This is a genomic window from Ruegeria sp. CDSA034 (assembly GCF_059612275.1).
The window spans coordinates 312173-325071 of record NZ_JBXWQH010000002.1; the positions used below are offsets into that span (position 1 = coordinate 312173).

The 12899-nt window shown below is 58.3% G+C and carries 10 protein-coding genes; 8 read left to right on the top strand and 2 right to left on the bottom strand.

Annotated features, from left to right (window positions below):
* Positions 1 to 105: 105 nt before the first annotated feature.
* The 7 genes from AC2FLJ_RS05470 (at position 106) to AC2FLJ_RS05500 (ending at position 8236) form a co-directional block, all read left to right on the top strand.
* Complete coding sequence (locus tag AC2FLJ_RS05470; RefSeq protein WP_496704737.1) at positions 106 to 993, top strand: N-acetylmuramic acid 6-phosphate etherase; 888 nt, start codon at positions 106 to 108, stop codon at positions 991 to 993.
* 25 nt (positions 994 to 1018) lie between these two features.
* Complete coding sequence (locus AC2FLJ_RS05475) at positions 1019 to 2272, top strand: ABC transporter substrate-binding protein (RefSeq protein ID WP_496696082.1); 1254 nt, start codon at positions 1019 to 1021, stop codon at positions 2270 to 2272.
* A gap of 72 nt (positions 2273 to 2344) precedes the next feature.
* Positions 2345 to 3259, top strand: a complete 915-nt coding sequence (locus tag AC2FLJ_RS05480) for a carbohydrate ABC transporter permease (RefSeq protein WP_058275594.1) — start codon at positions 2345 to 2347, stop codon at positions 3257 to 3259.
* A gap of 10 nt (positions 3260 to 3269) precedes the next feature.
* Positions 3270 to 4109, top strand: a complete 840-nt coding sequence (locus AC2FLJ_RS05485; protein WP_496696085.1) for a carbohydrate ABC transporter permease — start codon at positions 3270 to 3272, stop codon at positions 4107 to 4109.
* A complete protein-coding gene (locus AC2FLJ_RS05490; RefSeq protein ID WP_496696087.1) occupies positions 4106 to 5140 on the top strand; it encodes a Gfo/Idh/MocA family protein in 1035 nt (344 codons plus the stop codon). The genes AC2FLJ_RS05485 and AC2FLJ_RS05490 overlap by 4 nt, the downstream gene beginning before the upstream one ends.
* Positions 5137 to 6132, top strand: a complete 996-nt coding sequence (locus AC2FLJ_RS05495) for an ABC transporter ATP-binding protein (protein ID WP_496696089.1) — start codon at positions 5137 to 5139, stop codon at positions 6130 to 6132. Before AC2FLJ_RS05490 ends, AC2FLJ_RS05495 begins: the two co-directional genes overlap by 4 nt.
* A gap of 214 nt (positions 6133 to 6346) precedes the next feature.
* Positions 6347 to 8236: a PhoX family protein gene (locus AC2FLJ_RS05500; protein WP_496704740.1), complete on the top strand. Its 1890-nt coding sequence runs from the start codon at positions 6347 to 6349 to the stop codon at positions 8234 to 8236.
* Between the two features lie 52 nt (positions 8237 to 8288).
* Here the strand turns inward: AC2FLJ_RS05500 and AC2FLJ_RS05505 are convergent, their stop codons facing one another.
* The gene (locus tag AC2FLJ_RS05505; protein ID WP_282119032.1) at positions 8289 to 8855 is read right to left on the bottom strand and encodes a tetratricopeptide repeat protein; all 567 of its coding nucleotides are present in this window, start codon (positions 8853 to 8855) and stop codon (positions 8289 to 8291) included.
* Positions 8856 to 8885: 30 nt separating this feature from the next.
* On the bottom strand, positions 8886 to 9374 hold the full coding sequence (locus AC2FLJ_RS05510) for an Lrp/AsnC family transcriptional regulator (protein WP_282169094.1): 489 nt from the start codon (positions 9372 to 9374) through the stop codon (positions 8886 to 8888).
* 102 nt (positions 9375 to 9476) lie between these two features.
* Here AC2FLJ_RS05510 and putA point away from each other — a divergent pair, with 102 nt between their 5' ends.
* The gene (gene putA / locus AC2FLJ_RS05515; protein ID WP_496704742.1) at positions 9477 to 12878 is read left to right on the top strand and encodes a bifunctional proline dehydrogenase/L-glutamate gamma-semialdehyde dehydrogenase PutA; all 3402 of its coding nucleotides are present in this window, start codon (positions 9477 to 9479) and stop codon (positions 12876 to 12878) included.
* The last annotated feature ends 21 nt before the right edge of the window (positions 12879 to 12899 follow it).

The window sequence follows — 12899 nt, forward strand, 5'->3', positions numbered from 1 at the left end:
TTCTCTGTTTTGATGCAGAATACGTTGATTTCCACTGGAAAAATAAAATTATGGACAAGTGGTATTGAATAGGTATTGTATTGGGAACCGCAAAGGGGGATTCTTTTGACGCTGCCGCCGACCGAACAACTGCATCCAGACGCCAACAAGCTGGACCCACAAGACCCTGTCGCCTCTGCTCGGGCGCTGGTTGAGGGGCAGATTGCAGCCGCGACCTCAGCGCAGGGCGCATTGGACGCGATCGCGCGGGGCGGCAACGCCATGGCGCAGACCATCCGCGCCGGCGGCGTGCTGCACTATGTGGCCGCAGGCTCGTCCGGGTTGATGGCCGCTGCCGACGCGCAAGAGCTGGGCGGCACCTTCTCAATTCCCGCAAACCAACTCTGTATACATATGGCAGGCGGCCTGCCTACCGGTGTCGAAATGCCCGGAGGCGCAGAAGACGAAGCCGACGGACTAGCGGACGCGCTTTCGACATTGCAACCGACGGATACGATCATCGCAGTGTCCGCAAGCGGATCGACGCCATACACCCTGACCGCCAGCAATTTGGCACAGTCACAGGGCGCAACGGTTATCGGAATTGCCAATAACGCAGGCAGCCCTTTGCTGGAAAGCGCGGATATTCCGATTCTTTTGGCAACGCCGCCGGAATTAATCTCGGGCTCGACGCGTATGGGTGCTGGAACAGCTCAGAAAATCGCTCTGAACATGCTGTCGTCTCTCATGGCACTGCAACTTGGCCATGTTCACGGCGGCATGATGGTCAACCTGCGCGCCGACAACGACAAGTTGCGCGCGCGGGCGACGGGGATCGTCGCGCGGATCGCCAAAGTTGATACAAAAAAAGCAAAACTCGCGCTGGACGCCGCGAACGGAGACGTGAAGCCGGCGGTGCTAGTCGCTGCACGTGGCATATCATCCAAAGATGCCTCGGCCGTTCTGGACGCAAGCGGCGGGGTTCTGAAATCCGCACTGGAACAAGATAAATAACTGCTAACCAACTGGGAGAACACGAATGAAACGCAATAGCCTGAAACTGGCCTTACTGGGCACGACCCTGATGGCTTCAAGCGCCTATGCCGAGGACGTCACGCTGATCATCGAAAGCTGGCGCAATGACGACCTGACCTTGTGGCAGGAACAGATCATCCCGGCGTTCGAAGCCAAACACCCTGGGATCAAACTGCAGTTCACCCCATCAGCTCCGGCGGAATACAACGCCGTGCTGAACTCGAAACTGGATGCGGGTTCGGCCGGTGATCTTATCACGTGCCGTCCATTTGATGCGTCGCTGGCACTGTATGAGGCCGGGCACCTGACCGATCTGTCCTCGGTCGACGCGATGAGCAACTTTTCGGACGTAGCCAAGTCGGCATGGCAGACGGATGACGGCTCGGCCAGCTTCTGTGTTCCCATGGCGTCGGTGATCCATGGCTTCATTTACAACAAGGATGCGTTTGCTGAGTTGGGCATCGAAGTCCCAACGACTGAAGAAGAGTTCTTTGCCGCACTCGACAAGATCAAGGAAGACGGCACTTACATCCCAATGGCGATGGGCACCAACGATCAGTGGGAAGCCGCCACAATGGGCTACAACAACATCGGCCCGAACTATTGGAAAGGTGAAGAAGGTCGCCAGGCCCTTATCGCTGGCGAACAGAAACTGACGGATGAAGCCTGGACCGCTCCCTACGCCACTCTGGCACGCTGGGGACAGTATCTGGGCGACGGGTATGAGGCACAAACCTATCCCGACAGCCAGAACATCTTCACCCTGGGCCGGGCTGCGATCTACCCTGCCGGATCGTGGGAAATCGCTGGCTTCAACACACAAGCCGACTTTGAGATGGGCGCGTTCAAGCCGCCGGTCCAAAACGCGGGCGACACTTGCTATATCTCTGACCACACGGATATCGGCATCGGCATGAATGCTGCTTCCGAGCACCCCGAGGCCGCTGAGACCTTCCTCGCGTGGGTCGCAAGCCCCGAGTTTGCCGAAATCTTTGGCAACGCCGTACCGGGCTTCTTCCCGCTGTCCAACACTCCGGTCGAGCTGGCAGATCCGTTGGCCAAAGAGTTCGTCGGTTGGCGCGACGAGTGTGAATCGACCATCCGTTCGACATATCAGATCCTGTCGCGCGGCACGCCGAACCTTGAGAACGAGACCTGGGGCGCATCCGTTGCCGCGATCAAGGGTGCCAACAGCCCCGAAGAACTGGGCGCCGACCTGCAAAAAGGTCTGTCCTCCTGGTACGCTCCGCACCAGTAAGCGCTGATCTGACATATACCCGGGCGGCGGTGATCGCCCGGGTATCCCCGACACCCCATTGAAAGCAGTCCCATGAACCGCCCCCGCTTCCGCTGGCATATCCTTGTGTTTCTTGCACCGGCCGTTCTTGTTTACACGGCGGTGATGATCTTCCCGCTGTTCAACACGCTGCGTCTGGCGCTCTACACCGAGATTGACCAAAGCCGCGTTTTCGTTGGATTGCAGAACTTTCAAACCCTGTTCTTTGATCCGATCTGGTCCGAACAGTTCTGGAACGCCTTGGGCAATAACTTCTGGTTCTTCCTGATCCACATGCTGGTTCAAAACCCGATCGGGATCGCCTTGGCCGCCCTGCTCAGCCACCCGCGCCTGAGGTTTGCGGCCTTGTATCGGTCGGCGATCTTCATTCCCACGATCCTGAGCTTTGTGATTGTCGGGTTCGCGTGGAAACTGATCCTCTCGCCGATCTGGGGCATTGCGCCGTCGATGCTGGATGCCGTCGGGCTCAAGTCGCTGTTCGCCCCATGGCTGGGGAAAGAGGAATACGCCTTGACCACACTGGCGCTGATTTCGGTCTGGCAGTTTGTCGGCATCCCGATGATGTTGATCTACGCCGCCTTGTTGACCATTCCGGAAGAAATCCTTGAGGCTGGAGAGATCGACGGGATCACCGGAACTGCGGCCTTCTGGAAGATCAAACTGCCGCTGATCCTGCCCTCGATCGGGATCATCTCGATCTTGACCTTCGTCGGGAATTTCAACGCATTCGATCTGATCTACGCGTCACAAGGCGCGCTGGCAGGACCGGACTTCTCGACCGATATTCTTGGGACCTTCATGTATCGCACATTCTTTGGCTTCCAACTTCAATTGGGTGACCCGCATATGGGTTCGGCTATCGCCGGGGCGATGTTCGCCATCATCCTTGTGGGTGTCTGTATCTACCTGTTCGGCATCCAGACCCGGATGCGCCGGTATCAATTGTGAGGGCCACGCGATGAACAAAGCACGTCATAACCCCCTCAACATGGTCGCGATGCACGGCGCGCTGATCCTGTACGCACTGATCGCGCTGTTTCCGGTCTTTGTTATCCTGATCAACAGCTTCAAATCCCGCCGCGCGATCTTTCGCGAACCACTGGCCCTGCCCAATGCGGACAGCTTCTCGATGATCGGCTATGAGACGGTGATGAAGCAGGGAGATTTCTTCCTGTATTTCCAGAACTCGATGATTGTCACCGTGGCATCGCTGTCCTTCATTCTGTTGTTTGGCGCGATGGCCGCCTATGCGTTGTCGGAATACCAGTTCAAGGGCAACCTGATCATGGGGCTGTACCTCGCGCTGGGGATCATGATCCCAATTCGCATCGGCACCGTGGCGATCCTTGAGATGATGGTGGCGACCGGGCTGGTAAACTCGCTCTGGGCGCTGATCCTTGTATACACGGCCCAGGGACTACCATTGGCGGTATTCATCCTGTCTGAATTCATGCGACAAGTCAGCGACGACCTGAAAAATGCCGGGCGCATCGACGGATTATCCGAATACACGATATTCTTCCGCCTTGTCCTGCCTCTGGTCCGGCCCGCGATGGCGACCGTGGCCGTGTTCAACATGATCCCGATCTGGAACGACCTTTGGTTCCCGTTGATCCTCGCCCCAGCCGAAGAAACCAAGACCCTGACGCTGGGAAGCCAAGTGTTCATCGGCCAGTTCGTGACCGATTGGAACGCGGTCCTGTCGGCCTTGTCGATGGCCATTCTGCCGGTGCTTGTCCTATACGTCATCTTCTCGCGCCAGCTGATCCGCGGCATCACATCCGGAGCAGTCAAATGACCCGCGTACTGATTGCAGGCCTTGGTAATATGGGTTTGAGCCACGCGCTGGCGCACCATCACCATCCCGACGCGCAGATCGTTGGTTTCGTGAACCGGTCCGGCCGTGTGGATCACCCGGAACTCATCGATTACCCGGCCTATTCCGATTTCGACTTGGCACTGGCCGAAACCAAACCCGATCTGGTCGTGGTCGCCACCTACTCTGATAGCCACGCGGATTTCGCCTGCGCGGCGATGGAGGCTGGCGCACATGTGTTTGTTGAAAAACCGCTGGCCACTAATGTCGCCGACGCCCGGCGTGTGGTCGAAAAAGCAACGCGGCTGAATCGTAAGCTGGTGGTTGGATATATCCTGCGCCATCACCCCTCTTGGATGCGGCTGATTGACGAGGCGCGCAATCTTGGCGGGCCCTACGTGTTCCGGTTGAACCTGAACCAGCAGTCGTCAGGCGCGGAATGGGAAACGCATAAGGCACTGATGCAGACGACTTCGCCCATTGTCGATTGCGGCGTGCACTATGTCGACGTGATGTGCCAGATCACCGACGCGCAGCCCGTCCGGGTGCATGGTATGGGCCTGCGCCTGTCGGATGAAATCGCGCCGGATATGTATAATTACGGCCAGTTTCAGGTGGTCTTCGACGACAGCTCTGTCGGCTGGTACGAGGCTGGATGGGGCCCGATGATGTCGGAAACCGCGTTCTTTGTGAAAGATATCGTGTCGCCCAACGGGTCCGTTTCGATTACCGATGGGAACAAGGGTGCGTCTGCCGACATCGACGGCCATACCAAAGTCGGCGGCTTGCTGGTCCATACACCGCAAGGCGACCACACCATCGAGATGCCGGACGAACCCGGCCATCAAGACCTTTGTGATGCTGAGCAGGCTTATATGCTGCGCACCATCGCCGAAGATATCGACCTGACCCGTCATATGAATGACGCCGTCCAATCGCTCGCCATTTGTCTGGCTGCGGATCAAAGTATCCGAACCGGCCAGCCCGTTTCCCTTGAGGAGCCCGCATCATGACCGCCCTGACGCTGAACAATGTGAACAAGTCCTTTGGCAACGTGCATGTCCTGAAAGACATCACGCTGGAGGTTGAAGAAGGCGAATTCGTCGTCTTTGTCGGCCCGTCGGGCTGTGGCAAGTCCACCCTGTTGCGCGTGATTGCGGGGCTAGAGGATGCATCGTCAGGTGAGATCAACATTGGCGGGCAGCAGGTCAATCTGGTGCCACCATCCAAGCGTGGGATCGCGATGGTTTTCCAAAGCTATGCGCTCTACCCTCACCTCAGCGTTCGGGGCAATATGACCCTTGCGCTGAAGCAGGAAAAGCAGCCCAAATCGGAAATCGAAGGCCGTGTCGCCAAAGCCAGCCGGATGCTGAACCTTGAACCCTATTTGGACCGTTACCCGTCCGAGCTGTCAGGTGGCCAGCGCCAGCGCGTCGCCATCGGGCGCGCCATTGTGCGTGAACCTAAACTGTTCCTGTTTGATGAGCCGCTGTCCAATCTGGACGCCGCCCTGCGAATGAACACTCGGATCGAGATCGCCAATCTGCACCGTGCTTTGGATGCATCGATGATCTACGTCACCCATGACCAGACCGAAGCCATGACGTTGGCCGACAAGATCGTTGTTTTGCGCGATGGTCAGGTCGAGCAGATCGGTAGCCCGATGGAACTGTACAACAACCCCGCAAATCAATTCGTCGCCGGGTTCCTGGGCTCACCTTCCATGAACTTCCTGCCTGAAGCGTTAGTTCAAGAAAGCGGTCAGAACACGATCGGAATTCGCCCCGAGGACCTGTTCCTGTCAGATGACGGCCCGCTTGCCGCGCGTGTCAGCCATGTGGAAAAGTTGGGCGGGGACACCAATGTGATAGCCAAAGTTCAGGACCACGACGTCACAGCCCGTTTGTTTGGCCAGCATGCCATCGCCGAAGGTCAGGAGTTGCGATTCGGATATGCATCCGAGAAGGCCTATCGCTTTGACGAAGCAGGGCAGCGGCTGGCTTAAACCGGCATACTGCTGGGATCACACAACCTGATCGTCACAACAACATTTTACCAAGATAACAAGCGCGGCTGGCAGAAAGCTTTGGTATGCTTTCGCCAGCCGATTGCTTTTTCTTGAGGGCCAAATGAAGCCATTAATAATGTTGTTAAGAACATGTCACAAAGTCGCCCTACATGCCTTTCATCGACTACTCTAAGACAGCCAGGAGCCATTCATGAAAGACGTTGATACCACCACCCTGTCCGCCGACGATTGGGACGAGCTGCATTTTCCCCGCCCTGAGGAAAACGATTTTGATCGCGTCGTCGAAAACGCCATCTCGCGCCGTGGGTTTCTGGCTGGCGTAGTGGCCTTTGGCTCGGGTGCCGGCGCAATGGGCACGGGCCTGCTGGGCTCAACTGCAGCACACGCTGTTACGGCCTCGCGCTTTGCCTTTACTCCGATTGCCGCACAGACTGACGGCACTGTTCACGTACCTGAAGGCTATGAGTGGAAGGTTATGACGCGCTGGGGCGACCCGCTGTTTTCCGATGCCGACGGCTATGACATCACCGATGGTGGCCCAGTTGAAAAATCGGACCGCATCTTCGGTGAAAACACCGACGGGATGGAGACATTTTCATTCCAGGGTCACGAGTTGATCGCGATCAACCACGAATACCCGAACCGCAAGATCAACCTGCCCGCCGCGCAGGAAGGTGTTCCGGCCAACGCCGACGATGTTCTGAAGTTGCAGAACATTCAGGGTGTCACCGTGATGGAAATCACCGAAGGCCCCGATGGCTGGTCGGTCGTCAAGGACAGCCCTTTCAACCGTCGTATCCACCATAACACGCCGATGAAGATCGTTGGCCCGGCCGCTGGTCACGACCTGCTGAAAACTGAAGCTGATCCGACCGGAACTACGTCGCTAGGTACGATGAACAACTGTGGTGCGGGTAAAACTCCGTGGGGTACCTACCTGACCTGCGAAGAGAACTTTAACGGCTACTTCGGGTCCAGTGATGAAAACGCCACTTACGACCAAAAGGTTGCAGATGGCTTCAAACGCTATGGCGTCAAAGCCGAAAGCTGGAACGGCTATGAACTGTTCGATCCGCGTTTCGACACGTCGAAAAACCCGAACGAACCGCACCGCGCGGGCTGGATCGTCGAAATCGACCCGACCAAGCCCGACAGCACGCCGGTCAAGCACACCGGGCTGGGCCGCTTCAAGCACGAGAATGCCGAGGTCACTCTGGCCGCAGATGGTCGTGTTGTTGTCTACATGGGCGACGATGAGCGGGGCGAGTACCTGTACAAGTTTGTGTCGAATGGCACCTACCAACCGGGAGGTGAAACCGAGGGCCTGCTGAACGACGGCACGCTCTACGTCGCCAAGTTCAACGACGACATGAAGGGCGAATGGCTGGCTCTGACACCGGAAACCACCGGGATGGACGAAGCCGATATCGCAATCTTTACCCGTATGGCCGCGTCCAAGGCCGGCGGCACGACCATGGACCGCCCTGAATGGGTCGCATCCAGCCCTGTTGCGGTAGAAGCGTATTGCTGTCTGACCAACAACAAGAACCGCGGCGTGAAGGCTAACGCCGGTGGAGATGACACCTCGGTCAACGCCCCCAACCCGCGCGAGGCCAACAAGTACGGTCAGATCGTGCGCTGGCGCCCCGCAAATGACGACCACGCCGCCGAAGGGTTCGATTGGGACCTGTACGTGATGGCGGGCAATCCGACGGTTCACTCGGACGATCGCGCCGGCTCGGCAAACGTGAATGAAGGGAACCTGTTCAACTCGCCCGATGGCATGGTGATAGACTCGACCGGGTTGATCTGGATCCAGACGGACGGCGATGACGACAATGAAGGAGACTTCGCAGGCAACGGCAACAACCAGATGCTGGTTGGTGACCCGATCACCGGCGAGATCGCGCGCTTCATGACCGGCCCGAACGGCTGTGAGGTTACCGGTCTCGCCTGGTCCAGCGATCTGCGCACCATGTTTGTCGGCATTCAGCACCCCGGCAGCAATTGGCCGGACGGCGGCACGCCACGGTCGTCGGTTATAGCAATCAAACGTACCGATAACGGTCTGGTCGGCTAATCCCCACAAAACCTATACGCCCCCGACCTTGCGGTTTCGGGGGCGTTTTGTTTCAAATGTCCTCACCCGGTATGGCAAGTGGCCCACCCGGTGCCATGAGATGGCGCTCTGAAAGCCACGGGTTCAGCTCCAACGCCTGAGACAACGCTTCTCGCGCCTCGTCCATGCGCTTTAGTCCCATCAGGGTCAGCGCACGGCCACTGATCGCGGCGACGTGGTTGGGAGACAGCTCGATTGCCTTGTCCAAGTCAGGCAGCGCGGATTGAAAATCCTGACGCAGGTAGTGGGCGAATGCGCGTTGGTTGTACCCTTCGGCGTAGGACGGGCAGTACGCGACAAGCTTGTCAAAATCTTCAATCGCGCCCAGCAAGTCCCACGCATTTCGACGTGTCATGCCACGGTCCAGAACGGCCTGAGCACTTTCGTCCGGGGCATCGGTCCATAACTCCCATAAATGACCGGACAGTGCACGAGCGGACTGTTCGGTTTCAGCGCTCTGTATTTGTTCCAGAACCGCCGATACATCTGCGGAATGGTCTGGCGCGGCAGGGCAGTCTTGCGCATTGGCCGCAAAAACGGTCGCAGCATAGAAAATTGAGGCGTAAGCAAAGCGTTTCATGCGCCAATGGTGACGCGTGCAACGTGTTCGTCAACCCATCGCATCCAAGGCCCCAGACATCCCGGTCTCTTTCACAGCCTCCATCGCGACAAAGGTTGAGGTGCTGGCGACATGCGGCAATGATGAGATCTTTTCGGCCAGAACCGCGCGGTATTCCGACATAGACCCGGTGCGAATTTTCAGAAGATAGTCAAAATTCGACGCAATCATATGGGCTTGTTCGATCTCAGGCACTTTACGAACGGCCGCGTTGAAATCGGCTAAAGCTCTCTCGCGCGTGTCAGTCAATCGGACTTCGACAAAGGCTACGTGGTCCAAACCAAGGCGAATGGGGTCCAGCAAGGCACGATATCCGGTAATGATGCCATCAGCCTCAAGTCTCTTCACACGTGCTTGAGTTGGGGATTTCGAAAGCCCGATACGCCGCGCGAGATCGGCGATGGGGATCCGGCCGTCCTCGGCCAGAATCGCCAGAATTGATTTGTCAAACCGATCCAGCCCCGGAAAGTCTTTTTGCATCGCCCAAACCTCAAAAAACAGGCTGATCGCCCGACCAGAGACAAAATTAAGGCAATCGTCCCGAAAAATCGACACTATATTACTCAAAAGACCGGAGGACACATGTCACACAGCCTGCGCGCCCGCATTGATGCCGAAACCTATGCCGATCCGTCGAGAATTCTTGACGCGTTGATCGCAAATGCTGATCTGAGCGAAGCCGACCGCGCCGCGATCTGCGCGGCTGCGGCGCAATTGGTGCTTGATATCAGGTCCAGCACCTCACCCGGTATGATGGAAGTGTTCCTGGCCGAATACGGCCTGTCCACCGACGAAGGCATCGCGTTGATGTGTCTGGCCGAGGCGCTGCTGCGCGTACCCGATGCCGACACCATCGACGCGCTGATCGAGGACAAGATCGCCCCGTCGGATTGGGGCAAGCATCTGGGTCAATCCTCATCGTCTCTGGTCAATGCGTCCACATGGGCCCTGATGCTGACAGGCAAGGTGCTGGATGAAGACAAGACCTCTCCGGTCGGTGTCTTGCGCGGTGCGATCAAACGGCTGGGCGAACCCGTAATCCGAACGGCCGTCGGGCGCGCGATGAAGGAAATGGGTCGCCAGTTTGTCTTAGGCGAGACCATCCAATCCGCCTTGGACCGCGCCAGCGGTATGGAGGCAAAAGGCTACACCTATTCCTATGACATGCTGGGCGAAGCCGCGCGAACCGAAGCCGATGCCGCCCGCTATCACCTGTCCTACTCACGGGCGATTGCTGCAATCGCCGAAGCCTGCATTCACGACGATATCCGGGCCAATCCGGGGATTTCCGTCAAGCTGTCGGCGCTCCATCCACGCTATGAGTTGGCGCAAGAAGCAGAAGTCATGGAAGAACTGGTGCCCCGGTTGCGGGCGTTGGCCCTTTTGGCCAAGGCGGCAGGTATGGGCTTAAATGTGGACGCTGAAGAAGCAGATCGCCTGTCCTTGTCTTTGCAGGTGATCGAGGCGGTGATGGCCGAACCGGCCCTGGATGGTTGGGACGGCCTGGGTATCGTCGTTCAGGCTTATGGCCCGCGTGCCGGGATCGTGCTGGACACACTGTATGACATGGCTGGGCGTCACGATCGAAAGCTGATGGTTCGTTTGGTCAAAGGGGCCTACTGGGATACCGAGGTCAAACGAGCTCAGGTTGAAGGCATCGATGGCTTTCCCGTGTTCACCCGCAAGGCGGCCACGGACATTTCTTACATCTCGAATGCGCGCAAGCTGCTGGGTATGACCGATCGAATTTACCCGCAATTTGCCACCCACAACGCCCATACGGTCAGTGCGATCCTTCACATGGCCGATGACCAGCCATTCGAGTTCCAGCGCCTGCATGGAATGGGCGAAACCCTGCACCAGCTTGTCAAAGACCAAAACAACACACGTTGCCGGATCTATGCGCCGGTCGGGGCGCATCGGGACCTGCTGGCCTATCTGGTGCGGCGTCTGCTGGAGAACGGTGCAAACTCATCATTCGTAAACCAAATTGTAGACGAGAACGTTCCACCGGAAGAGGTCGCCGCTGATCCGTTCCTGACCATTGTGGATCAGGTACGACCGCTGCCAACCGGGCCGGACCTGTTCCAACCGGAACGCGTCAATTCGAAGGGTTTCGACCTTCACCACACCCCGACATTGGACAAGATCGACGCCGCGCGGGATGCTTTCCGAGCGCACCATTGGTATGCCCAGCCGCTGCTGTCCGGCGATGCAAGCCCGGAACAGGACCAACCGGTCACCAATCCGGCCCAACCACAGGATCGCCCCGGAGCAATCGCCCCTGCCAGCGCCGAGGATGTCGAGCTTGCCCTGAATTCCGCGGCACCGTGGCAGGCACCACCAGCAGAACGGTCGCGTATCTTGAATACTGCTGCCGATCTATATGAGGCTCATTTTGGCGAGCTTTTCGCCTTGCTCGCGCGCGAGGCAGGTAAGTCCCTGCCCGATGCCGTTGCCGAACTACGTGAGGCGGTCGATTTCCTGCGCTACTACGCTGCGAACATTCCCGATGCGGAACCGGCAGGCGTTTTCACCTGCATTAGCCCTTGGAACTTCCCGCTCGCTATCTTCACAGGCCAGATTTCAGCGGCCTTGGCCACAGGCAACGCAGTTCTGGCCAAGCCCGCACCGCAAACGCCACTGATCTCACATCGGGCCGTTCAAATGCTGCACGAGGCCGGCGTTCCCCGCGATGTGCTGCAATTATTGCCCGGCGACCCGTCCGTTGGCGCGGCGTTGACTTCTGACCCGCGCGTATCCGGCGTGGCGTTTACCGGATCGACGGCGACCGCGTTGAAAATACGCGCAGCCATGGCTGACAACCTGCGCCCCGGCACGCCTCTGATCGCCGAGACCGGCGGGTTGAACGCGATGATCGTGGACAGTACCGCCCTTCCTGAACAGGCCGTTCAGTCTATCATCGAAAGCGCGTTTCAATCTGCCGGACAGCGATGCTCCGCCTTGCGGTGTCTCTATGTCCAGGAAGATATCGCCGACGATTTGCTGACAATGCTAACCGGTGCAATGCAGGCTCTCCAGGTCGGAGATCCTTGGTTGATCTCAACCGATTGCGGACCGGTTATTGACGAGACCGCGCGCCAGGGCATTGCAGATCACGTTGCCAATGCCCGCGCCGCAGGCTGCGTTTTAAAGGACACGCCCATACCGCCCGAAGGGACGTTCATCGCCCCGACGCTTATCGAGATACCCGGCATTTCCGCCTTGCAGCACGAAATTTTTGGCCCTGTCCTGCATGTCGTTCGCTTCAAGGCATCTGAGATTGATCAGATCATCGCCGACATTAACGCAACCGGGTACGGACTGACATTTGGTTTGCACACACGTATTGACGACCGGGTGCAACACATCACCGAAGCGGTGCATGCGGGCAATATCTACGTCAACCGCAACCAAATCGGCGCCATCGTAGGATCTCAGCCATTTGGCGGTGAGGGGCTTTCGGGCACAGGCCCCAAGGCGGGTGGGCCGAATTACATGACGCGGTTCTGCGCCCCGGACCGGCAGCAGTCCGACGAACAATGGGACCACCCAATGAGCGAGCTTCCCGATGTTCAGGGTACGCCCGCGTCGGTGCAGACCCAATCCCTGCCCGGCCCGACGGGCGAATCCAACCGGTTGAGCGAATTCCCACGCGCGCCATTGCTGTGCCTGGGTCCCGGAGCCGAGGCCGCACGTGTACAGACCGACGCCGTTCAGGCGCTGGGTGGTACGGCCATTCAGGCGACCGGTTCGTTAGACTTGCATCGGTTGGAGAACGTGACCGAGATATCGGGCGTTCTTTGGTGGGGCGATGACGACACAGCGCGTGAGATCGAACGTCACCTCGCCCGCCGGGACGGTCCGATCCTGCCGCTGATCCCCGGCCTTCCGGACCGCGCACGAGTTCTGGCCGAGCGCCACCTGTGCGTTGATACAACAGCCGCGGGCGGCAATGCCGCATTGCTTGGGGGTGCGGCGTAAGCATGCCTTGACGCTGGGCCG